This is a genomic window from Caulobacter sp. (assembly GCF_017744445.1).
GTDB lineage: Bacteria > Pseudomonadota > Alphaproteobacteria > Caulobacterales > Caulobacteraceae > Caulobacter.
This window is the reverse complement of the sequence record NZ_JAGIBH010000001.1, coordinates 299,927-322,208: the sequence shown is the minus strand read 5'-3', so window position 1 is coordinate 322,208 and position 22,282 is coordinate 299,927. Positions and strand designations below refer to the sequence as shown.

The 22,282-nt window shown below is 68.1% G+C and carries 18 protein-coding genes and 1 tRNA gene; 9 read left to right on the top strand and 10 right to left on the bottom strand.

All coding sequences use genetic code 11. The features are described 5' to 3' along the window. The first annotated feature begins 142 nt into the window (after window positions 1-142). Both J7528_RS01620 and J7528_RS01615 read left to right on the top strand, forming a co-directional pair. Window positions 143-952 carry an acyl-homoserine-lactone synthase gene (locus tag J7528_RS01620; RefSeq protein ID WP_291870670.1) on the top strand — a complete coding sequence of 270 codons (810 nt, stop codon included), beginning with the start codon at window positions 143-145 and terminating at the stop codon, window positions 950-952. Window positions 953-1,217: 265 nt separating this feature from the next. Further along, a complete protein-coding gene (locus tag J7528_RS01615; RefSeq protein WP_291870668.1) occupies window positions 1,218-1,649 on the top strand; it encodes a helix-turn-helix domain-containing protein in 432 nt (143 codons plus the stop codon). Between the two features lie 102 nt (window positions 1,650-1,751). Here the strand turns inward: J7528_RS01615 and J7528_RS01610 are convergent, their stop codons facing one another. Next, window positions 1,752-2,102 carry a PilZ domain-containing protein gene (locus J7528_RS01610; protein WP_291870666.1) on the bottom strand — a complete coding sequence of 117 codons (351 nt, stop codon included), beginning with the start codon at window positions 2,100-2,102 and terminating at the stop codon, window positions 1,752-1,754. A 224-nt stretch (window positions 2,103-2,326) separates the two neighbouring features. Between J7528_RS01610 and J7528_RS01605 the strand changes: the two genes are divergently transcribed. Further along, entirely contained in the window at window positions 2,327-3,301 is a 975-nt protein-coding gene (locus J7528_RS01605; RefSeq protein ID WP_291870664.1) for a glucokinase, read from the top strand. Window positions 3,302-3,472: 171 nt separating this feature from the next. On the opposite strand, the gene J7528_RS01600 is transcribed toward J7528_RS01605, so the two are convergent. Then, window positions 3,473-4,675 (bottom strand): methionine gamma-lyase, encoded by a 1,203-nt coding sequence (locus tag J7528_RS01600; RefSeq protein WP_291870662.1) that lies wholly within the window; start codon window positions 4,673-4,675, stop codon window positions 3,473-3,475. A 107-nt stretch (window positions 4,676-4,782) separates the two neighbouring features. On the opposite strand from J7528_RS01600, the gene J7528_RS01595 reads away from it, so the two are divergent. The 4 genes from J7528_RS01595 (at window position 4,783) to J7528_RS01580 (ending at window position 9,484) form a co-directional block, all read left to right on the top strand. After that, entirely contained in the window at window positions 4,783-5,241 is a 459-nt protein-coding gene (locus J7528_RS01595) for an Lrp/AsnC family transcriptional regulator (protein ID WP_291870660.1), read from the top strand. Between the two features lie 112 nt (window positions 5,242-5,353). After that, the gene (locus J7528_RS01590) at window positions 5,354-6,751 is read left to right on the top strand and encodes an HWE histidine kinase domain-containing protein (protein ID WP_291870658.1); all 1,398 of its coding nucleotides are present in this window, start codon (window positions 5,354-5,356) and stop codon (window positions 6,749-6,751) included. A 177-nt stretch (window positions 6,752-6,928) separates the two neighbouring features. Further along, window positions 6,929-8,329: a glycoside hydrolase family 47 protein gene (locus J7528_RS01585; RefSeq protein ID WP_291870656.1), complete on the top strand. Its 1,401-nt coding sequence runs from the start codon at window positions 6,929-6,931 to the stop codon at window positions 8,327-8,329. Between the two features lie 138 nt (window positions 8,330-8,467). Next, complete coding sequence (locus J7528_RS01580) at window positions 8,468-9,484, top strand: glycerophosphodiester phosphodiesterase family protein (protein WP_291870654.1); 1,017 nt, start codon at window positions 8,468-8,470, stop codon at window positions 9,482-9,484. Here the strand turns inward: J7528_RS01580 and J7528_RS01575 are convergent. The 7 genes from J7528_RS01575 to J7528_RS01545 form a co-directional block, all read right to left on the bottom strand. After that, window positions 9,417-9,890 (bottom strand): hypothetical protein, encoded by a 474-nt coding sequence (locus J7528_RS01575; RefSeq protein WP_291870652.1) that lies wholly within the window; start codon window positions 9,888-9,890, stop codon window positions 9,417-9,419. The genes J7528_RS01580 and J7528_RS01575 overlap by 68 nt on opposite strands. Window positions 9,891-9,958: 68 nt before the next feature. Further along, window positions 9,959-10,035 (bottom strand) — tRNA-Met (locus J7528_RS01570). Between the two features lie 95 nt (window positions 10,036-10,130). Continuing rightward, window positions 10,131-11,186: a glycosyltransferase gene (locus tag J7528_RS01565; RefSeq protein WP_291870650.1), complete on the bottom strand. Its 1,056-nt coding sequence runs from the start codon at window positions 11,184-11,186 to the stop codon at window positions 10,131-10,133. Window positions 11,187-11,385: 199 nt separating this feature from the next. Next, window positions 11,386-14,613, bottom strand: a complete 3,228-nt coding sequence (locus J7528_RS01560) for a S41 family peptidase (RefSeq protein ID WP_291870648.1) — start codon at window positions 14,611-14,613, stop codon at window positions 11,386-11,388. Between the two features lie 244 nt (window positions 14,614-14,857). Then, on the bottom strand, window positions 14,858-15,973 hold the full coding sequence (locus J7528_RS01555) for an NAD(P)/FAD-dependent oxidoreductase (protein ID WP_291870646.1): 1,116 nt from the start codon (window positions 15,971-15,973) through the stop codon (window positions 14,858-14,860). Next, a complete protein-coding gene (locus J7528_RS01550) occupies window positions 15,970-16,257 on the bottom strand; it encodes a type II toxin-antitoxin system RelE/ParE family toxin (protein WP_291870644.1) in 288 nt (95 codons plus the stop codon). The genes J7528_RS01555 and J7528_RS01550 overlap by 4 nt, the downstream gene beginning before the upstream one ends. Next, on the bottom strand, window positions 16,254-16,583 hold the full coding sequence (locus J7528_RS01545) for a hypothetical protein (protein ID WP_291870641.1): 330 nt from the start codon (window positions 16,581-16,583) through the stop codon (window positions 16,254-16,256). The genes J7528_RS01550 and J7528_RS01545 overlap by 4 nt, the downstream gene beginning before the upstream one ends. A 50-nt stretch (window positions 16,584-16,633) precedes the next feature. On the opposite strand from J7528_RS01545, the gene J7528_RS01540 reads away from it, so the two are divergent. Beyond that, window positions 16,634-17,992: an amino acid permease gene (locus tag J7528_RS01540; RefSeq protein WP_291870639.1), complete on the top strand. Its 1,359-nt coding sequence runs from the start codon at window positions 16,634-16,636 to the stop codon at window positions 17,990-17,992. Window positions 17,993-18,039: 47 nt separating this feature from the next. Then, entirely contained in the window at window positions 18,040-18,843 is an 804-nt protein-coding gene (locus J7528_RS01535; protein ID WP_291870637.1) for a hypothetical protein, read from the top strand. Here the strand turns inward: J7528_RS01535 and J7528_RS01530 are convergent. Further along, the gene (locus J7528_RS01530) at window positions 18,840-22,271 is read right to left on the bottom strand and encodes an indolepyruvate ferredoxin oxidoreductase family protein (protein ID WP_291870635.1); all 3,432 of its coding nucleotides are present in this window, start codon (window positions 22,269-22,271) and stop codon (window positions 18,840-18,842) included. The genes J7528_RS01535 and J7528_RS01530 overlap by 4 nt on opposite strands. Window positions 22,272-22,282: the final 11 nt, after the last annotated feature.

Sequence of the window (22,282 nt, the reverse complement as noted above, 5' to 3'; positions counted from 1 at the left end):
CTCCGATGCTGATCCCCAACCGACGCCATGGCAAGCTTCACGCGGGGGAATGAAGGAGACCATAGGCCGTTTGGCCTATCGCGCTTTTCCCGGATCATGTCTCTTAATCCAGGCCGTCCATTCCGCCTGCTGGGGGCCGGCCATGATCCACATCATCACTTCCGAGAACCGCCATCTGTACGGTCCGCAGCTATGGGCCATGCACGAAGAACGTCGTCGCCAGTGCGTCGAGAAGAACGGCTGGGTCGACCTGGTCGTGCTCGACGGCGGCGAGGTCGACGACTACGACGACCACCGCGCCATCTACCTCTTGGGCTTCAACGACGAGATGGAGCTGGAGGTCGGGCTTCGTTTAAGACCGACCGACGACCGCTGCATGCTGGCCGACAAGTTCGCGCACCTGATCGCGCCCGGCGAAAGCCCCAAGAAGGGCCTCGACGTCTGGGAGGCCACGCGTCTCTTCACCACCGAGGCCTATCGCAAGCGCAAGGGCGCGGGCCGCGGCGAGCGGGTGTTCGAGTGCTGGGCCGCCGCCTTCGAGCTGGCCCTGCGCCACGGCGTGACCCGCTTCGTCGGCATGATCGACATGCAGCTATATCCGGGCATCCTGAACTCGCCGATCGACACCCGCCTGGTCGGCATTCCACGTCCCTACGAGTACGGCATCGTCGCCGGCTCGGAGATCGCGATCAGCCAGGTGCTGCTGGACCGGGTGCTGGAAGCGATCTGCCGGGAGTCGCCCGTCGGCTACGAGATCGACCAGCTGGACCTGATGGCGTTCGGCGACCTGGCCGCGGTGCAGCGCCAGGTGACCCGCGCCATGACGCCGCAGCTCAATGCCGGCCAGGAGCGCGACGAGACCCTGGCGGCCGAGACCCTGTTCCGCCTGCATGACAACACCGGTCAGGCCCGCCGCATCTGGGATGGCCGCGCCCGAATGCTCAACGCCTGACGGCGTAAGCCTTTGAGCGTATTGGCCGGTTGCCTTCCGAGGCGGATCAGCCACACCTTCGCCGCCTCCCGACCGCGATACTCGCCTGACGAAAGTAGGTCGCGCTTCGGTTGGCGGCGAATCGCCTTACGGGCGACTAGCCTCCTCGTTCCGGGGAAGGAAGCCGAACCATAGCGACAAGTCGCCGCGTATTGGGTTCGCTTGCTTCCACCGACGTCACGGTCGTGTCATCTTCCCCGAACAACCGTTGGAGGCGGAAAATCATATGAGCGAAGAAACCGAAGGCCGACGCCCCAACCCTGTCGACCTGCACGTCGGTGGTCGGGTTCGGATGCGTCGCAAGCTGCTTGGCGTCAGCCAGGAACAGCTCGCGGACTCCTTGGGTCTGACCTTCCAACAGGTGCAGAAGTACGAACGCGGCGCCAACCGCGTCAGCGCTTCGAAGCTGTACGAGATCGCCAAGACCTTGCAGGTCCCGGTGTCGTTCTTCTTCGACGGCCTGGCTGACCCGATGAGCGGCGCGGAAGTCGACGACGCCACCCAGCACGCCGAGAAGGTGGTCCAGGAATTCCTGACCACCCCGGAAGGTCTGGAGCTGGCCGAGGTGTTCCCGCGTATCGGCCGAGGCCGCGTCCGCCGTCAGGTCCTGGACCTGGTGCGCGCGATGGCTGACGAAGCCTCTCGCGAGACCGCCTGAACAGGACATCACGCGGCCGCCGCGCCCCAGGCGCGGTTAGTACAACGAGTAGCAAAGACCTCGGTCGGCGGGCCGAGGTCTTTGTCGTTTCTGGGGTTAAGTTCAGCCGGTCGAAAGGTTGGACTGTGCGTGCAGCCAGATGCGCTTGGCCGTGCCGGCCGCGGCGGACGTCAGCCCCCGCAGGTCATAGGTCCGGACGATGCGCATGCCGATCTCGCGATCGCGCTGCCAGGCGATGGTGACATCGTGAGCCAGGCCCGCGGCCAGATCGACCAGTTGAACCTGACCGGGCGGCGCGCTGTTCGACAGCATCTGCACGCGCGCGCCGTTGCTGGACAGGTCGCGGATGACGCAATCCCACGCGAAGGCGCCGCACAGGATCTTGCCGGACCTCTGAGTTTGGATACGGACGGCTGTCCGCCGGTCTTCCACGCCTGACGCGTACTTCGCCATAGGGGGATAAACGCACGGCGCGGTTAATCGCCCGTGCAAATTTAAGATTTTTATAGTGAAGGTTAACGCGCCTCGAACTCGAAGCGGGTTTCCTGTTTCAGTCGTGACAACCTTGTCATAACGTTGTTCGCTAGTGATAGCTTCTGTTTACGGGTCGATGTTACCGGTAAAACAACGATCATCCGAAGCCGGACTAAAAAGAACCGGCCACGCGAGGAAACGACATGGCTAAGGGATCGGTCTTACTGGCCGACGTGAATGGACGTGACTTGGCGGTGGCCGTCGTGCGTCCCGGCGATCCGCCCCGCGACCACCAGGAGCTGGCCTGCGCCTCGCTGCGCGAGCTGGAGCAGCATCTGAACGCGGTTCTGGCCGACGGCCGCCACGGCGAGCTGATCGGGGCGGCGGTGTGCGGCGCGGGTCCGGAGATCGACGGGGCCATAGACCTGACGGCCGGCGACTTCACCGTCACCCAGTCGTGGCTGCGGGCGGTGCTGAAGACCCCCCGCGTGGCCCTGCTCAACGACTTCGCCGCCTGCGCCCTGGGCGCGCCGCGCCTGGCCCCCTCGGCCATGACCGTGATCCACGACGGCAAACCGGCCAAGAGCGCGCCGATCGCGGTGATCGGCCCCAACCTGGGCCTTGGCGTCGCCGGCCTGTCGCCCCATCGCAACGACGGCTGGGTGCCGGTGGTCAGCGAAGGCGGCCACATCGACTTCACCCCCGGCGAGGCGCGCGAGGTCCCGGTCTTCTCGGCTTTGCAGATCAAGTACGGCCGGGTCTCGGCCGAGCATTTCCTGTCGCAGCAGGGCCTGGTCGACATCCACCTGGCCCTGGGTGGAGATGGCGACAGCGACGACGTGATCCTGTCGCGTGTCCGCGACGGCGACGCGCGGGCTCGCGAGGCGGTGTCGATCTTCAGCGCCTTGCTGGGCGCCTTCGCCGGCGACGCGGCCCTGATGTTCGCCGCCCGCGGCGGGGTTTATATCAACAGCCCCTTGATGGAGCGCATCGACGGCCTGCTGGACCACGCGGCGTTCGCGCGGCGGTTCTCCGACAAGGGCCGGATGAGCGCGTATCTGCAGGGTGTGCCGGTTTATCTGACCGTGGGGCGGTGCACCTTGCTGGGACTGTCCGGGCTGTTTAGCGCCAGCGACATGAAGTACTCGGCGGACGAGGTGAAGTTTCTGGATTGCTGAACTGCCCGGACTAGCGCCGCCCCTCTCCTCCCCCTCTTGGGGGAGGTGGCGCGCCCGCTCAGCGTGGCGTGACGGAGGGGGCTGGTCATGAGTCGGCCGGCGCTGGCCCCTCCACCAGCTTCGCCGGTCCCCCTCCCCCAAAAGGGGGAGGAGAGATGCATCTCGCTCGGCCTAGGCCACCACCTCCGCCACCCGCTCCAACGCCCCCTCCAAATCCCCCAGAATATCCTCCACCTCCTCCAGCCCCACAGACAGCCGCACCAGCCCCTCGCCAATCCCCGCCGCCGCCCGCTCCTGCGGCGCATAGGTCGAGTGGGTCATGCTGGCCGGGTGCTGGATCAGCGTCTCGGCATCCCCCAGCGACACGGCCCGACGGATCATCGTCAGGCGGTTCATCATCGCCACGCCCGCCGCGTGGCCGCCCTTCAGCTCGAAGGCGATCATGCCGCCGCCGCCCGCCATCTGCCGAGCAGCCAGGTCACGCTGCGGGAAGCTGTCCAGGCCAGGATAGTAGACCCGCTCGACGCCCGGATGCGCCGCCAGCCACCGCGCCACCGCCTCGCCGTTCTGGCCGTGACGCGCCATGCGCAGCGACAGGGTCTTCAGCCCCCGAAGCACCAGGAAGGCCGTGAACGGCGACATCACCGCGCCGGTCATGTCCTTGACGCCCACCAGGCGCACGCGGGCCATGTCCTCGACCCCGCCGACGGCGATACCGCCCACCAGGTCGCCGTGGCCGCCCAGATATTTGGTGGCCGAGTGCACGACCATGTCCGCCCCCAGGGCGATCGGCCGGGTCAGCACTGGCGTGGCGTAGGTGTTGTCGACCACCACCTTGGCGCCCCTCTCGTGCGCGATCGCGCTGATCGCGGCGATGTCCACCAGGCGCATGTTCGGATTGGCCGGGGTTTCGAAATAGACGATCCGGGTCTTGCCCGAGATGGCCTCGGCCAGAAGTTCCGGCCGGGTCATGTCCACCTGGCGCACCGTGACGCCGAACCGGGAGAGACCATCGCGCAGGAAGGCGAAGGTGCAGCCGTACAGGGTCTGGTCGGTGATCACCTCGTCCCCGGCCTGCAGGAAGCTCCACAGCACCGCGGTGATCGCCCCCATGCCCGAGGCGGTGGCGACGGCGGCCTCCGCCCCTTCCAGGCTGGCCATGCGGCGCTCCAGCAGATCGGTCGTCGGGTTGGAGATCCGCGAATAGAAGTGACCGGCCCGCTGCCCGGCGAACATCTCGCCGCCGGCCTCGGCGCTCTCGAACGCGAAGGTCGAGGTCAGGTGCACCGGCGGCGTCAGCGCGCCCTGCTCGTCGGCCGGATCGTAGCCCGCGTGAATCGCCCGCGTGGAAAAGCCGCCGTTGTCGCTACGCATGTGTCACTCCCTATTTGAGATGACAGTGGCGCAGGCCCGGACGTGATAGATTGCGAAGTCTGCTACACAGGGCTCCAGTTTTGGCAGATTCTGCTCAAGGAGCGCCCGTGGACGCTAAAGACCGCCAGATCATCCGCGAGCTGCAGAGGGACGGCCGGCTGACCAACCAGGAGCTGGCCGAGCGGGTGAACCTGTCGCCCTCGCCCTGCCTGCGCCGGGTGCGCAATCTGGAAACCGCCGGCGTGATCACTGGCTACACCGCGCTCGTCGACCAGAAGGCCTATGGCCTGCCGATCACCGTCTTCGTGCGGGTGCGCCTGAACAGCCCCAGCCAGGACCTGATCACCGGCTTCGAGGCGGCGGTGGCGCGTATCGACCAGATCCAGGACTGCTTCCTGCTGGCGGGGAGCGACGACTACCTGCTGCGCGTTATCGTCGACAGTCTGGAAGGCTACGAGGACTTCATGCGGCGCAGGCTGCACGCTATCCCCGGCATCGCCTCGATCGACACCAGTTTTGCCTATGGCGTGGTCAAGCAGACCCGAGTTTTTCCGGTCGCGGGCTGACCGTGACGTCACTGGGGTATTGCTCACGCGAAATTCAATCGAAGCCTGACCGTCTCGCCGAGTACAAACGCGACCGATGATCGATGAAGCGCCGCCCCAGTCCGTAGCGCCCATGGCTGCTTCGCCCAGCGTGACCACCGCGCTGAAGCACGCCCCCTTGGGCATCGCCATCTTCGACAGCCAGATGCGCTATCTGGCCGCCTCGCGCCAATACCTGACCGACCAGCGCCTGCCGGCCGACATGCCGCTGATCGGCCGCCTGCACTATGAGGCCTTTCCCGAGGTGCCGCAGAAGTGGCGCGACCTGCATACGCGGGTGCTGACCGAAGGTGTCGAGCTGCGCCACGAGGGCGACCCCTATATCGACCGCGACGGCCGCACCGAATGGATCCGCTGGTCCATGGCTCCCTGGCGCGATGATGGCGGCGAGATCGGCGGTCTGGTGCTCTACACCGAGGTCGTCACCGCCAATATCGAGGCCCGCCAGAAGCTGGAGGCCGCCGAGGCCCGCTATCGCGCCGTCTTCGACCAGGCCGCCATGGGCGTGGCCCGCCTGACCCCCACCGGCGAGATCCTGGAGGCCAATGACGCCTTCTGCACCCTGCTGGGCCGCGACCGCGACGCCCTGCTGGGCGTGTCGCTGCCCAACCTGGTCCACCCCGACTTTCTGGACCGCACCCTGCTGTCCAGCGAGGCGCTGCTGGCGGGCGAGGTCGAGACCTGCGCGGCCGAGCGTCGCTTCGTCATCCCGGGCGGCGACCTGTGGATCCACCTGACCGCCTCGATGGTGCGGGTCGACGACGAGCCGGCCTATATCCTGGCGATCATCTCCGACATCAGCGCCCGCAAGCAGGCCGAGACCGCCCAGGAGCAGCACCAGAGCCAGCTGCGCCTGCTGATCAACGAGCTGAACCACCGGGTGAAGAACACCCTGGCCACCGTCCAGTCGATGGCGGCCCAGACCCTGCGCAACGAGCCCGACCCGGTGGTGGCCTTCGAGAAGTTCGAGGCCCGCCTGATGGGCCTGTCGCGCGTGCACGACATTCTCACGCGTGAAAGCTGGCACGGCGCGCAACTGCACGAGGTGGTCGAGCGCGCCCTGCGGCCCTTCGACGAGGCCGGCACGCGCGTCAGCATCCAGGGCCCGCCGGTGCGCCTGCAGCCGGGCGGCGCCCTGACCATGGCGCTGATCCTGCACGAGCTGGCCACCAACGCTCTGAAGTACGGCGCCCTGTCCAATCCCGACGGCCATGTGGACCTATCCTGGACCTACGATCCGGCCACGCGGATGCTGGAAGGGCGCTGGGTCGAGAGCAACGGTCCGACGGTGTCCGAACCCACCCGCAAGGGCTTTGGCTCGCGCCTGATCGAGCGCAGCCTGCGCGGCGAGTTGAAGGGCGCGGCGGTGATGGACTATCGCCCGGAGGGCCTATGCTGCACGCTCAGCGCGCGTTTGCCCGAGGCTCCACCGGAAAACTCTGACGGGAACCCGACACTTCCACCCACTTAAGGTCCCTAATAGGAAACTTAGTCGACCACCGTATGGCGGGCCGGCTCCGCTTGTGTCGTCCTAGGAAGGCAGATCCTTCGGCTCATCCCACCAGCCGAAGCGCCTTTGCCGGCCGGGGTGTCGTGAATCCCGGCCGGCCACTTTCCTCTCCTGTTCGCTCCCCGGTAGGCTGGCGCCATGACGCTCGCCCGACTCACGCGCCGCTCCGCCCTGACCGCCCTCGCCGCCGCCGGCCTCGCGCCGAGCCTGGCCGCCGCCCAATCAAAAGGAGGGAGGGCCGAGGACTGGAAGGCCCTCGCCGCCGACGTCCGGTCCGAGTTCCAGTGGGCCTGGCAGGGCTATGTCGCCAAGGCCTGGGGCAAGGACGAGATCAATCCGGTCAGCGGCACCTCGCGCTCGTTCTTCATCGAGGGCCATGACCTGGGACTGTCGCTGGTCGAGGCGCTGGATACGCTGTGGATCATGGGGCTGGACGCCGAGTTCCAGGCCGGGGTCGACTGGGTGAAGTCCAGCCTCAGCTTCGACGTCGACGGCGAAGCCCAGGTCTTCGAGACCAATATCCGTCTGGTCGGCGGCCTGATCTCGGCGCACCTGGCCTGCGGCGATCCCGTACTGCTGGCGAAAGCCAAGGACCTGGCCGACCGCCTGATGAAGGCCTTCGACGCCTCGCCGCACGGCCTGCCCTGGCGCTATGTGAACCTGAAGACCGGCGCGGTTCGTGATCCCGAAACCAATCTGGCCGAGATCGGCACCTACATCACCGAATTCGGGGTGCTGAGCCAGCTGACGGGCGATGACCGCTACTTCAAGGCCGCCAAGCGGGCCATGAAACACGCCCTGGACCGCCGCTCGAAGATCGGTCTGATGGCCGCCAATATCGATGCGCGCATCGGCGAGTACATCAGCCGCAACGCCAGCATCGACGTCTATGCCGACAGTTTCTACGAGTACCTGTGGGACGCTTGGGAGCTGTTCGGCGACCAGGACTGCAAACGCTGGGCGCAGGAATGCATCGCCGCTCAGCTGACCCACCAGGCCAAGCGTTATGACGATCGCCTGTGGTTCCCGATGGTCGATTTCGAGACCGGCGCAGTGACCTCCACGGCCCAGAGCGAACTGGCCGCCTACTATGCCGGCCTGCTGGGCCAGATCGGCGCCAAGGCTCAGGGCGACGACTACCTGGCCACCTTCACCTACATGCAGGCGACGTTCGGGATCATTCCGGAGTCGATCGACGTCACGACCGCCCAGCCGCGCCGCAAGCACACCGGCCTGCGCCCGGAATATCCCGACGCCTGCCTGAACCTGTGGCTGGTCGACCGCGACGAGCGCTACCGCGCCCTGGCCGCCATCCACTATCGCCAGATGAAGGCCACCAGCCGCGCGCCCTACGGCTACACGGCGCTGAAGGACATCACGACCAGGCCGATGACCCAGGGCGACAACTGCCCGGGCTATTGGTGGTCCGAACAGATGAAGTACTACTACCTGCTGTTCTCCGACACGCCGCGCATCGACTACGCTAAGCTGCAGCTCAGCACCGAGGCCAATGTGCTGCGGGGTTTCCGGAAGGTTTAAAACCGCGCCGCCGGACATCTTGTCGCACCCGAGGGCTTGGGGCGGTCGCCTCCCCGCGACGTCATCTCACTGAGTCCGAACTGCCGCACGCCTGTTGCGTGAATCTGCGATGCAGCACTCGGCTCGGGGGATTGGATCATGCGACTTCCCACGTTCGCGACTGCGCTGGCGCTGACGGCCTTGACCGGCTCGGCCCACGCCGCCGACCTTCGGGATCGCCTCTATGATCCGGCCGGCGGCGTCATGGTGGTGGCCCACCGCGCCTGCCACGCCGCGGCTCCCTCGCGCGGTCTGATGACCGCCGTCCCCGAAAACTCCCTGGCCGCGCTGGAGCGCTGCATCGCCCTGGGCGTCGACGTCGTCGAGATCGACGTACGCCGCACCCAGGACGGCGCCCTCGTGCTGATGCACGACGCCAAGGTCGACCGCACCACCACCGGCAAGGGCAAGGTCTCGGACCTGACCCTGGGCGAACTGCAGGACCTGCGCCTCGAGGTCGACGGCGCCGCGACGGGGGCCTCGCCCCCGACCCTGAGCGCTTTCCTGCGCATGGCGCGCGGCCGCATCCTGGTCAATCTCGACATCAAGGAAGACGGCGCGACGGTCGCCCAGGTCGCCCGCCTGGTGCACGATGTCGGGGCCGACGACTGGGTGCTGTTCAAGGCCCGCGCCGATCTGGGCGCCACGCCGATCGCCGACCAGCCGCTGTACAGGAACCTGGCCTTCATGCCGATCGTCGGCGGCAAGGGCGCCCCGCGCGCCGAGCAGCTGGGCGCGATCACCACCGCCCAGGCCTCAGGCCTCCAGGCGATCCCGGCCGTCGAGCTGGACGCGCTGAAGAAGGACGGCTTCGCCGCCGTACGCGACGCCGCCCACGCCGCCCACGTCCGGGTCTGGACAAACAGCCTGGCCGGCAAGGGTGTCAGAGGGGTCCCCGACACCGCAGGCGACAGCCACGCCCTGACCGATCCCGACAAGGCCTGGGGCGGCCTGATCGCCGAGGGCGTCAATGTCGTCCAGACCGACCATCCTGCGGCGCTGCTCGACTACCTGAACCAGCACGACCTGCGCGGCCGGGCGTCGACCTCTATCGCGGTCGCAAACGCTGGATCGCCTGCTCCAGTCTTGATCGGCGCTTCGTCCAGGTCTCGCTGAGGACGGTCGTCTCGGCCTCGAGGTCGCGGCGGCGACGTTCCAGGTCCGCTTCGGCGTCGCGCTGCTCGGCCTCGGCGGCTTCGAGGGCTTGCTCAGCCTCGGCGAGCTTGCGCTTGCGCTCGGCCTCGGCCTCGGCCTTGTCGGCTTTCCTGGGATTGGTCTTGGGCAGCTTGGGCAGCTTGGCCACCTCCGCCGGCAGCCCGCCTTCCGCCCGGCGGATCACCGCTCCGGGCGCGGCCAGGGCCGCCTTGGCGTCCGGCGTGTCGAACACCTCCTCGGCGACGCCTTCCTTGAAGAGATCGCGATCCGTCTCCCAGGCCGCCAGCGCCTTGGCGCGCGACGTTGCCGCCACGGTGTAGCGGTGAAAGCCGTCCGACCACGTGAAGATCTTGGGTGCGCGCGCCATGACGCGACAACGGCCACCGCCGCAGCGCTGTTCCAAGCTGTTAAAATCTAAGGAGAAGTAGTCCGTCCTGGTGGCGGGGGGCGGGATCGAACCGCCGACCTGTGGGTTATGAATCCACCGCTCTAACCATCTGAGCTACCCAGCCATCGCCAGGACGGACGGGGGTCATACCTCCGAGTGCGCTTCGCATCAAGGCCTTAGTCGGCGCGCGTTTGGCGGCGAAACCGCACACACTTTCGCCTAACGCGCTTTGGATGTCATTCCGTCCAGGGCGGCTTCCAGACGCCGCGCCAGCTCGCCAGGGCCGTATTCGTCCAGCACCAGCTGGCGCGCGGCCTCGCCGTAGCGCTTGGCCGCCTCGCGGTCGCTGATCAGCTCGCCCAGGGCCTCGGCCAGGCGGTCGGGATCATCGTCCGGGACCAGGCGGCCGTTGGCGCCGTCCTTGAGGATCTCGTTGGGGCCGTCGATCTCGGTGGCGACCACGGGCAAGCCGACCGACATGGCCTCCAGCAGGGTCAGCGGGAACCCCTCCTGGTGCGACGGGAAGGCGAACAGGTCACCGGTGGCCAGGAAGCCGGCGACGTCGTCGGTCCAGCCCTTCAGCTGCACGCAGGGGTCCAGGTCCAGCTCGCGGATCAGGGCCTCCAGGTCGCCGCGCTCCTCGCCCTCGCCGGCGATCTCGCAGGTGACGTCGAAGTCCCAGGCGCGCAGCTTGCCGATCGCGCGGATCAGGACGTCGAAGCCCTTCTTCTGGTGCAAGCGGCCGGCGGCGACGATCTTGACCGGGACGCTTTCGCCCTTCGAGAACGGCTTGGCGCGAGCGGTGGGCGTCTTGACCGAATTGGGGATGAACCAGACGTGGTCCTCGGGCGCGCCGCGTTCCATGGCCAGACGCGCCAGGTGCCGGCCCACGCACAGATAGTGGACGCCGGGCGCGACCTCGAACGAGGGTTTGTGCAGGCAGACGGCCTGGATGGCGCTGGCGGGCGCGACCTTGCCGAACACCCGCGCCGGGCGCTGGCCATGGCTGAGGATCAGGTCGGGCGCCGCTGCACGCACCACGCCCTTGGCGGCGGCCAGGGTCAGCGGATCCCAGTCGGTGAAGGCGTCCATCGCGACGAAGGCCGGCTTACGCGACGCCCCGCGCCGCGCCACCGCCCCGCCCTTGCGGACCACGCCCGCGCAGCGGCCGCCGTGCTTGGCCGCCCACGCCTCCAGGATCGGCTGATAGTCCAGAAACACCTGCTCCAGACCGCCCAAGCCCTTGCCCAGCATGGCGTGCAGGATGTTGGTCAAGGCGGGCTCCGGGGAGGCGTTCACGGGCCGGGACCATCGTGGGGTCCGGCCGTGGTGTCAACGCGGGAGCGGGGCGGGTAGATGCTCCCCCGCGATGCGGGGGAGCTGTCGCGGAGCGACTGAGGGGGCGAGTGCTGCTCAGGCCGAGCTAGCCCCCTCCGGCCCTCTGGGGCCACCTCCCCCGCATCGCGGGGGAGGATCACTTCCCCAGCAGCACCTTCACCGCCGCGTCCAGCTGCGCGTCGCCCGCCTCGCCGAGCGGCCGGTCGACATCCACGTCCACGGGGCGCGGGTTCAGCTCCATGTTCTGCCCGCGCAGGTCCTCGATGCGGATGAACGGCAGGCGCACGGTCGAGCCGTCGATCAGCTGGCGGCCGCCAGTGAAGATGATCCAGCCGGCGGTCGGCTTGCCCACCACCTTGCCCAGGCCCAGCGCGCGGTAGCCCTCGGTGAAGTCCTCGGCGTCCGACAGCGACGACTCGTTGGTCACCAGCACCGTCGGCAGGCCGAGCGCCCGCTGGCCAAGGTTCTGGCGGCTAGGCACCGGGAAGCGGTCACGGGCGGTCATCATCAGGTAGTTGCGGCGGGCGAACACATCCAGCGCGTGGCCGTTAACGTAGCCGCCGTTGTTGTTGCGCACGTCGATGACCACGCCCTGCTTGCCCTGGTTCTGGGCGTCCAGGTCGATATAGAGCTGCGCCAGCGAGGCGTCGGACATGTCGGCGATGTGGACATAGCCCAGCTGGCCGCCGCTGACCTTGTCGACATAGGCCCGGCGATCATTGACCCACTGGCGATAGAGCAGGCCCGTCGCCGTCGTGGTCGAGACCGGCCGCACCACCGCGTCGCGGCGGCTCTTGCCGGCGGTGTCGAGCACCGTCAGCACGGTGCGCTTGCCCGCCGCGCCGCGCAGCAGCTTGTCCAGATTGACGCCGGTCGACAGCTGCTCGCCATTGACCGCCAGCAGCGTCTCGCCCGGCCGGATCGAGCCTTCCAGCGCCGCCGGACCCAAGGCGATCACCTCGCTGACGACCAGGCCCTTGCCGGCCTCATAGGCCACGCGATCGAAGCGCAGGCCCAGATTGGCGGCGCGCACCACCGGTGCGGCCGGATCGGCGGCCTTGTTGATGCCCGAGTGCGAGGCGTTCAGCTCGCCGATCATCAGGTTGATGTTGCGGCGCAGCTCGTCGCCCGTGCGCGAGCCGGCGATGTAAGGCGCCCACTGCTGGCGTAGCGCTTCCCAGTTCGCGCCATGGAACTTCGGATCATAGAAGCCGCGGTTCAGCACGCCCCAGGCCTGCTCGAACACCACGGTCTTCTCGACGTCGAAGTCGACATCCAGCTCGGCATTGGCCGCCAGGGGCTTGGGCTTGGGCGTATCGACCGGGGTCGAGACGATCGAACCGCCCTCCAGGAACCAGACCTCCTTGCTGTCGGGCGAGAAGGCGATCTCGCCCTTGGGCTTGCGGGTCGAGGTCAGCTGCACCGGGACCGCCGGCTCCTTCGCCAGTTCATCCAGATTGTAGGTGTAGAAGTTGGTCTGGCCGGCCTGGCGGGCGCGGAAGACCAGGGTCTTGCCGTCGGGGCTGATCAGCGGATCGCCGACGTCCATGCCCAGCGGCAGGTAGGCGGCGCGCTCGCGGATGCCCTCGAAGACGATACGGGTCGGCTCGACCTTCTTCTTCGGCGCGGCTGGCTTGGCGTCCGTGACCGGTTTCGCCGGCGTGTCGGTCTTGGCCGGTTCGGCCTTGGGCTCGGCCGGCTTGTCGGGCGCATCGGCCGGCTTGAAGAGGTCGCGGAAGGCGTCCTCCTTGAACTTCGGCACATTGGGCAGCAGGTCGACGCGCAGGATCTTGGCGTCCTCGCTGCGCTGGCCCATGTCGACCAGCAGGTACTTGCCGTCCGGCGACCAGGCGACCTTGCCGACATTGCCGTTGGCCAGGAAGGTCACCGGCCGCGCCGCGCCGCCGTCCAGCGACACGACATTAACGTTGTCGAACGCCTTGCGGTCGCTGACCGTGAAGGCGATCCAGCGGCTGTCGGGCGACCAGGTCAGCGGCGTGTCGTCGAAGCCACCCAGCGGTCCCTGGAAAAGCACCCGGTCGGTGGCGACCTTGCCGGCCGGGTCGAAGGTCATCACCCGGACCTCCTTGCCGTCGCGCACATAGGCCAGGACCTTGCCGTCCGGCGACCAGGTCGGGACGGTGTTGCGCGCCGCCCCGGTGGTCAGGGCCGTCTCCTGGTTCGTCGCGAAGTCCCAGGCATAGATGTTGGCCGCCCGGTCGCGCTCGGAGACATAGACCAGACGCTTGCTGTCGGGCGACCAGGTCGGGTCGCGCTCCAGGATCGGGGTGCGGGTCACGCGCTGGGCCGCGCCGCCCTCCTTGGTCGAGACCGCGAAGACCTCGCCATGGGCGATGATCGCGGCCTTCTTGCCGTCCGGCGACAGGGCCAGGCTGTCGAAGCTGGTCTCGTTCTTGTGGACCTCGCCGGCCGCGGCGGGCGCGCCGCGCAGGGCGATCGCGACCTTGGTCGCCTGGCCGGTCGTGGTGTCCAGCCTCCAGATGGCGAAGTCGCGTTCGAAGACGATGGTCTTGCCGTCATAGCCGATGGTCGGAAACAGCACACGGCCGTCGGTGAAGCGGGTCACCTGCTGCGGGGCCCCGCCGATCGGGAGACGCCACAGGTTCTCGGTCCCGCTCTGGTCGCTCATGTACCAGAGCGCCTGGCCGTCCGGAGTCCACATCGGCCAGTTGTGCTTGGACGCGGCGGGGAGAAGCTTCTGATAGCCTGCGCCGTCAACATTGCCTTCGAGGGTCTTGAGCCACAGCTCGCTCTCGTCGATGTGCGAGTGGCCGTTGCGCCAGAACTGGGCGCTGGACATGCCCTTGGCGGCCAGGGCGACCGAGCGGCCGTCCGGCGACGGGGCGCTCTGGAACTCGTTGAGGTAGCGCTCGCGGCTGACTTCCAGCGGCGTGCCGCCGCTGGCGGCCACGCGATAGACGTCGCCCAGCCGCGCCACATCGTTCACGCCCGAGGTGAAGTAGATCCACTGACCGTCCCGCGACCAGCCGTCCAGCGCCTCGGCGCTGTCGCCGAACGTCAGGCGGCGCAGCTCGCCGGTCGCCAAGGTCAGGACATAGATGTTGGCCACGCCCGAGCGGGTCGAGACGAAGGCCAGCGACTTGCCGTCGGGCGAATACAGCGGCCGGGACTCGGTGGCCTCGTCGGTGACCAGCAGCCGTGCCTGACCGCCGGCGGCGGGCACGGTCCAAAGGTCGCCGCCCGAGGCGAAGGCGATCTCGGCGCCGTCCGGCGACAGCGCCGGCTCGGCGAAGGACGGCAAGGCGTCGGCGGCCATGGCGGAAGACGCGCTCAATGCGAGCGCCGACACAGCGCCCAGCAGCGCCTTCAGTTTGAAATCCATGGGACGCCCCTCGCCCTAGAAACTCCGGAAGCTTAAATTGCTAGCACGCGCGGGAGCGCGGCCAAGGCTTAGCCACATGAACGATTTGTCATGCGGCCATCCCCCAATCCGATCTTCCCGGCGAAAACCGGGACCCAGGTTCATCCTGAGAGGTTTGGGTGTCCGCACCACACCGCGGCGCCAGACTTTCAAGCGCTCGGGTTCGATCTGGACCCCGGCTTTCGCCGGGGAGACGGGATGAGGGCTAGCCCAGCAGGCGGCTCGCGACCTCCTCGCCAATCGCAAGGCTGCTGGTCAGGCCTGGGCTCTCGATGCCGAACAGCGCCATCAGCCCTTCGAAGCCGTGGTCCTCGACGCCGCGCAGCTGGAAGTCGGGCTGGGGCTCGTCGGGGCCATGGAGCTTGGGCCGCACGCCGGCATAGTCCGGGACCAGCTTGTCGTCGGGCAGGTCCGGCCAGAACTTGCGGATATAGGCGGCGAAGGCCTCGGCGCGGGCCGGGTCGACCGAATAGTCGGGCGCCGGCACATATTCCAGGTCCGGTCCGAACACCGCCTGGCCGCCCAGGTCGTTGCGGTAGTGGGTGCCCAGGGCCCCGTGGATCGGCGGCGGATAGATCAGCCGCTGGAACGGCGCCTTGCCGGCCAGGCGGAAATAGACGCCCTTGCCATAGTGGGCCTTGGGGATGTGATCGGTCGGATAGCCCTCGATCCGCCCCGCGACGTCCTGGGACGAGAGACCCGGCGCGGTGACCAGCAGGCGGCAGGTCAGGCTGGTCGGATCCGCGCCGCCCGCCCGCACGGTGAAGCCGCCGCCCGGCAGGGCTTCTGCGCCCTCGAACGGCGTCGACAGCACCACCGCCCCGCCGGCCGCCTCGATCTCGCCCTGCAGGGCCAGCATGTAGTCGTGGCTGGCGAAGACGCCGCTCTGCGGCGACAGCAGGGCCGCGTGGGCGTTCAGGCCGGGCTCCATCGCTCGGGCCTGCGCGCCGGTCAGCTTCTCCATGCCCTCGACGTCGTTGGCCAGGGCCTGGTCCCAGATGGCGTCCAGGCGCGGGATCTCGTCGTCGGACGTGGCCACCACCAGCTTGCCGCAGCGCTTGTAGGCGATGCCGTGCAGGTCGAGGAACGTGTAGAGCCGCCGCCGCCCCTGCACGCACAGCTTGGCCTTCAGCGACCCGGTCGGATAGTAGAGCCCGCCGTGGATCACCTCGGAATTGCGCGACGACACGCCCTGGCCGATGTGCCCCTCGGCCTCCAGCACAGCGACGATCAGGCCGCGCTGAGACAGGGCGTAGCCGCAAGCGAGGCCGACAGCCCCGGCGCCGACGACGACGGCGTCGAAATCGAATTCAGTGGTCATGTGATGTTCTTCGGCAGGCGCGCGCCATGGATGACGCGCTCGATGAAAACGTCGTCGCCTGAAACGCGATAGAGAATGACATAGGGCCTGAAAGAAAGTCCCCGTACGCCCTCGCCATAGACAGGGTAGAGCGGCCCCATATCCGACGCCTCGCGCAGGCTCTGAACGCGATCGACGATCCCATCGACGAACCGACGGGCGGCGCGAGGACGATCCTTAGCGATCCAGTCGCCGATATCGATGAGATCAAGCTCCGCGCGACGCGAAAAGCGAAGTCGCTTCAATCCCTGATCTCGCCGTAGCGCTGGCGCAGGCGAGCGAACACGACCTCGGCGTCTTCGTAGTCATTCTCGGCGACTGATTTCTCGATGGATTGCCGGATTTCCACGACGTCGTCCGACCGATCATACTCGGCCTCCAGGTCATCCAGCAGCGCCTCGAGCTTGTCCGCCCCGCCGACTATCTCCGCCGCCCGCCGATAGTTCAGTTCGGCCAGCTCCGCCGCGATCCCCTCGTCCAGAGACGCGAACTCGCCGCGTTCGACCCGCGCCTGCAGGTCGGCGGCGTCTTCAGCGGTGAGGCGGACCGTGACGGTGACCGGCTTGTTCATGCCGCGAAGCCTATCACGAACCACCCGCCACGCTAGCGCGTTGGCTTCTCATGACCAGGCCCGCCCGCCCCGAGAAGGAGGAACTCCTGCGCGCCATCGGACCGATGCAGCTGACGCTGTACGCGGCCGGCAGCATGATGGGCGCGGGCATCTATGGCTTGATCGGCAAAGCGGCCGGACAGGTGGGGTCGGCGGTCTGGGCCTCGTTCCTGGTGGCGCTGGTCGCGGCGTTGCTGACGGGACTGTCCTACGCTTCGCTGGCCTCGCGGTATCCCAAGGCGGGCGGCGCGGCCTATGTCACCCAGAGGGCGTTTCGCAAGGGCCTGCTGACCCACGTCATCGGCCTGGCCACGGCCTGTTCGGGCCTGACCTCGATTGCCGCCGGAGCCTGGGTGATCGGCGAGAACCTCTCGACTTTCAAGGCGCTGGCGGCCGTGCCGCCGGTGGTCATCGCCTTGGCCTATGTGCTGCTGATGGCCGGCATCGTGTTCCGGGGTATCCGCGAGTCGATCTGGGCCAACCTGGTCTGCACCTTCATCGAGGCCGGCGGCCTGTTGCTGGTGATCCTGGTCGGCGCGCGGTTCTGGGGCCAGGCCGACCTGTTCGACATCCCCGCCCCAACCGATGGCGCGGCGACCGGCCTCGTGCCCCTGCTGATCGTGCAGGGCGCGGCCCTGACCTTCTTCGCCTTCGTCGGCTTCGAGGACACCATCAATGTCGGCGAGGAAGTCAAGAATCCGCGCGCCACCCTGCCGGTCGGGATCATTGTCGCCATGGGCCTGACCGCCCTGCTGTATGTCGGGGTGGCGATCACCGCCGTCTCGGTCATCCCCTGGCGCGAGCTCGCCGACGCCAAGGCCCCGCTGGCGACCGTCATGAACCAGGCCGCGCCGTGGCTGCCGGGCTGGACCTTCGTGATCATCACCGTCTTCGCCGTCGCCAATAGCGCGCTGGTGAACTACGTCACCGCCTCGCGCCTGCTGTACGGCATGGCCCGCGACGGCCGCCTGCCCAGCCCGTTATCCAAGGTCCACGCCGCCCGCCGCACCCCGCACGTGGCCATCGGCGTCCTGCTGGCCATCGTCGCGGCCCTGGTGCTGATGGGCAATGTCACCCAGCTGGGCGAGGCCACGGCCCTGCTGCTGCTGGCCGTGTTCAGCGTGGTCAACATCGCCTTGCTGGTGCTGCGCAAACGCCCCGGCGAGCCACGCGGCGCCTTCGAGCCGCCGGCCGTGGTTCCGATCCTGGGCGCGGCGGTATGCGTAAGCCTGATCGCCGTGCGCGTGGCCACCGGCGACCTGGCCGCGCCGCTGACGGCGGGCGGACTGATCGCGGTGACGCTGGTGCTCTACGCGGTCATGCACCGCCCAAGCCCCCTTGCCAAACTGGGCCACCACCGCTCACCCTGAGATTGAAGCTCTCGAGGAATGACATGAAGTTGTGGATCGGACCCGCGTTGGCCATCGTGCTGACGGCGACGGCAGCGAGCGCCCAGACGCCGCCGGCGGAGGGCGCCGTCACGAGACCGGAATGGGTACGCAAGCCGAGCGCACAGGATATCGCCGACGTCGTCGGCCGCACGGTCAACAGCTATGACAGGATCCCCGTCGGTTGGGCGGTGATGAGCTGCCAAGTCACCGCCGCTGGAAAACTCGACGCCTGTCGCGTGATTGTCGAGGCGCCCGACCCAGGCAAGATCGGCAAGGCCGCTCTGCAGCTCTCGAGTTTCTTTTTGCTAAAACCCGCCATGAAGGACGGCCAGCCGATCGACGGCGGCGACATCGTGGTTCCGATCGTTGTGGCCGCGCCAGGCTTCATGCCGCGCCCCACCTATGCGCCTGGTCGGCCCAGCTTCATCCTGACGCCGCTGACCAGCCAGAAGCCTGTGAGCATCCGCATGCCCTGCCCATTCGACCCCGACAAGGCTGCCGTCTGCGAGGCGCGAGACATCTCCTGGACGGATGAGCCCAATCTACACGAGACCGCCCCACTGATCCTGGCAGCCCAGCAGGAGACTGGCTCCTCGACCGCATTCTGCGAATTCACCGCCGCCGGCCTGCTCGAGAAATGCCGGATCGAAGGCAAGACCAGCCCGGCCGCCGTCAAGGTCATCAACCAGACCCTGGCCCAGTTCAAGGGGCCCACCTTGGCGGGCGGCGGGCCGTTGGCGGCGCCCGCCGTCGTGGCCCTGGTCTATGACTGGAAGGCCATGACCAAGACCGCGCGCGCGCTCGTGGCGAACGACAAGCGCGCGCCCTAGCTACCGCACCACTGCTCCCACAGCTTGGCCTCGGCCGCCTTGGCGGTGACCACCGAGGCGTCCTTGACGTGGCCGTAGCCGCGGATCTGCTGCGGGATCTCGGCGATCTTGACCGCCAGCGGCAGGCTCTCGGCCGAGAGGCCGGCGGCCAGGCGATCAAGGGTGACTTCGTAGCTGGCCATCAGACCGCGCTCCATCTTGCGCTCCTCGGTATGGCCGAAGATGTCCAAGGCGCCGCCGCGCAGGCCCTTCATCTTCGCCATCATCGGGAAGGCGACATCGAGCATCCAGCCGCCGAAGGCGATCTTCTTGGGCTTGCCGTCCGGGCCCTTGGGCGCCAGCAGCGGCGGCGACAGCCAGACCTTGGCCTGGCCGCCCTTGAAGGTCCCGGCCAGCTCGGCCGCGAACCGGCCGTCGGTATAGAGCCGCGCGACCTCGTACTCGTCCTTGTAGGCCATCAGCTTGTAGAGGTTGACGGCCGCCGCGCGGGTCAGGGCCTCACCGCCAAGAGCGGCTTCGGCCGCGCGGACCTTGGCCACCTTGTCGGCATAGCGCTGGGCGTAGGCGGCGTTCTGGTAGGCCGTCAGCTCGCGGATGCGGTGGGCGATCAGCTCGTCCAGCGGCATGACCTCGGGCGTGGCGACCTTGTCCTCTTTCACTTCGATCGCGGTCGGGTCGTGCGCCACGCGGCGGCCCAGCTCGAAGGCCTGCAGGTTGGCCTCGGCGTCGACGCCGTTCAGCTTGATGGCGCGATAGAGCGCGCGGCTCGACAGCGGGATCACCCCGCGCTGCCAGGCGAAGCCGACCATGATCATGTTGGCGTAGATGGCGTCGCCGAACTCGGTTTCCGCCAGGCGCTGCGCCGGGCAGGCGTCGAAGGTCTGGGTCGCGCCCTTCACGCGACGCGCCATGGCCCCGCTGTCGAAACGCACGTCGCGGCTGGTGACGAACTCGGCGGTGGGGGCAAAGTCGCTGTTGCCGAAGGCCCGCGTGCGGTCCTTGGCGTACAGCGACAGGCCTTCCGGCGAAGCGGCCACCAGCAGGTCGCAGGCGATCAGCACGTCGGTGCTGGCCGCGGCGACGCGGCCGCCGACGATGCTGTCCTCGGTTTCGCCGATCTTGACGTGGCTGAACACCGAGCCGCCCTTTTGGGCCAAGCCAGTCATGTCCACGACGCTGCCGGCGCGGCCGTCGATATGGGCGGCCATGGCCAGGATCGAGGCCACGGTGGTGACGCCGGTACCGCCCACGCCCGTGAACAGGATCTTGCGCACGCCGGTCAGCGGCTCGAACTCGGGCAGCGGCGTCGACTCGGCGGTCAGGGCCGCCGGCAGCTTCTTGACTTGCGCGTTCTCGGCCCCCTCCAGGGTGATGAACGACGGGCAGAAGCCTTCGACGCAAGAATAGTCCTGGTTACAGGACGACTGGTTGATCTTGCGCTTGCGGCCAAACTCGGTGGCCAGGGGCTCGACCGAGACGCAGTTGGACTTCACCGAGCAGTCGCCGCAGCCTTCGCAGACCAGCGGGTTGATGAAGACGCGCTTGGTCGCCTTAGGCATGCTGCCGCGCTTGCGGCGGCGGCGCTTTTCGGTGGCGCAGGTCTGGTCGTACAGCAGCACCGTGGTCCCGGGCGTGTCGCGCAGCATCTCCTGCACGCGCATCAGGTCCGAGCGCGGGAAGATCTCGACGCCGGGGGCCAGGTCGGTGACGCCCTGATAGCGCTCCAGCTCGTCGACGACGATGACCGTCTTGGCCACGCCCTCGGCCGCCAGCTGGCGGGTGATCTGGGCGGGGGTGAAGCCGCTCTCGGCGCGCTGGCCGCCGGTCATGGCGACGGCGTCATTATAGAGCAGCTTGTAGGTGATGTTGGTCTTGGCCGCGACCGCGCCCCGGATGGCCAGCGAACCGGAGTGGTTGTAGGTGCCGTCGCCCAGGTTCTGGAAGACGTGCTTTTCGCTGGTGAACGGCGCCGCGCCCACCCAGGTCAGGCCCTCGCCGCCCATGTGGGTGTTGAGGTCGGTCATCGGGTCGTTGAACCCGGCCATATAGTGGCAGCCGATGCCGGCCAGGGCGCGCGAGCCCTCGGGCAGCTTGGTCGAGCTGTTGTGCGGGCAGCCCGAGCAGAAGAACGGCTTGCGGGCCTGGTCGGCGGCCAGGCTGACGGCGGCGACGCCGGCGGCCGAGACACGGTTCAGATAGGCGCGGGCCCGCTCCATGTGCGGGCCGTCCGGCAGGCGGTCGTAGATGGCGAGGGCGATTTCGGCCACCGACAGCGAGCCCAGCTCCGACAGCAGCGGCCCGCCCTTCTCGTCGGTCTTGCCGATGACGCGCGGACGCGCCTGGGCGGGCAGATCATAAAGCGCGGCCCGAGCCTGGGGCTCGATCAGGGCGCGCTTGTGCTCGATGACCATCAGGGTCTCGAGACCGGCGGCGAAGGCGCGCAGGCCCAGCGGCTCCAGCGGCCACGGCATGCCCACCTTATAGATGGAGACGCCCAGGTCGGCGGCTTCCTGCAGGGTCATGCCCATGGCCGTGAAGGCCTCCAGCACATCCTTGTAGGCCTGGCCCTGGCAGACGATGCCCAAGCGGGCCTTGCCGACACGCACGTGCGAGGCGCCCAGCACCACGCGGTCGATGTTGTTGGCGCGGGCGAAAGCGAGGGCGGCCGGGATCTTGTGGAGCCGCATGCGCCGCTCCTTCTCCATCGGCTGGTCCTTCAGGCGGATGCCCAGGCCGCCCGGCGGGAAGGCAAAGTCGGGGATCACCACCTTGTGGCGGTCCAGCGAGACGTCGATGGTGACGCCGCTATCCATGGTGTCGGCCAGGGCGATCATGCCCGTCCACAGGCCCGAGAAGCGCGACATGGAAATGCCCAGCAGGCCGTAGTCGAGAACCTCCTGCACGTCGGCCGGCGACAGCACCGGCATCTCGAAGTCCTGGAAGGCGAATTCCGATTGCGACGGCAGGGTCGAGCTCTTGCAGCCGTGGTCATCGCCGGCCACCGCCAGCACGCCGCCGGTCGGGAAGACGCCGGCGAAATTGGCATGCTTGAAGACGTCGCCGGTGCGGTCGACGCCGGGCGCCTTGCCGTACCACATGCCGAACACGCCATCATAAAGCGCGCCGGGGAAGAGATTGGCCTGCTGGCTGCCCCAAACGGCGGTGGCGGCCAGGTCCTCGTTGAGGCCTTCCTGGAAGACCACGTCGTGGCCAGTCAGCAGCGTCTTGATGCGCGCGGCCTGCTGGTCGAGGCCGCCCAGGGGCGAGCCGCGGTAGCCCGAGAGGTAGCCGCCGGTGTTCAGCCCCGCGAGGCGATCCAGGCGCTTTCGATCGAGCAGGACCCGCAGGAGCGCCTGCACGCCGGTGATGAACGCGCGACCATCTTCGAGCAGATATTTGTCGTCGAGCGTGACTTCCGAGTGCCGCATAGCAAAAATTT

Coding starts and splice junctions, on each gene's coding strand:
- J7528_RS01620 (WP_291870670.1), top strand. CDS start 143: ATGATCCACATCATCACTTCCGAGAACCGCCATCTGTACGGTCCGCAG.
- J7528_RS01615 (WP_291870668.1), top strand. CDS start 1,218: ATGAGCGAAGAAACCGAAGGCCGACGCCCCAACCCTGTCGACCTGCAC.
- J7528_RS01610 (WP_291870666.1), bottom strand. CDS start 2,102: ATGGCGAAGTACGCGTCAGGCGTGGAAGACCGGCGGACAGCCGTCCGT.
- J7528_RS01605 (WP_291870664.1), top strand. CDS start 2,327: ATGGCTAAGGGATCGGTCTTACTGGCCGACGTGAATGGACGTGACTTG.
- J7528_RS01600 (WP_291870662.1), bottom strand. CDS start 4,675: ATGCGTAGCGACAACGGCGGCTTTTCCACGCGGGCGATTCACGCGGGC.
- J7528_RS01590 (WP_291870658.1), top strand. CDS start 5,354: ATGGCTGCTTCGCCCAGCGTGACCACCGCGCTGAAGCACGCCCCCTTG.
- J7528_RS01585 (WP_291870656.1), top strand. CDS start 6,929: ATGACGCTCGCCCGACTCACGCGCCGCTCCGCCCTGACCGCCCTCGCC.
- J7528_RS01580 (WP_291870654.1), top strand. CDS start 8,468: ATGCGACTTCCCACGTTCGCGACTGCGCTGGCGCTGACGGCCTTGACC.
- J7528_RS01575 (WP_291870652.1), bottom strand. CDS start 9,890: ATGGCGCGCGCACCCAAGATCTTCACGTGGTCGGACGGCTTTCACCGC.
- J7528_RS01560 (WP_291870648.1), bottom strand. CDS start 14,613: ATGGATTTCAAACTGAAGGCGCTGCTGGGCGCTGTGTCGGCGCTCGCA.
- J7528_RS01555 (WP_291870646.1), bottom strand. CDS start 15,973: ATGACCACTGAATTCGATTTCGACGCCGTCGTCGTCGGCGCCGGGGCT.
- J7528_RS01545 (WP_291870641.1), bottom strand. CDS start 16,583: ATGAACAAGCCGGTCACCGTCACGGTCCGCCTCACCGCTGAAGACGCC.
- J7528_RS01540 (WP_291870639.1), top strand. CDS start 16,634: ATGACCAGGCCCGCCCGCCCCGAGAAGGAGGAACTCCTGCGCGCCATC.
- J7528_RS01530 (WP_291870635.1), bottom strand. CDS start 22,271: ATGCGGCACTCGGAAGTCACGCTCGACGACAAATATCTGCTCGAAGAT.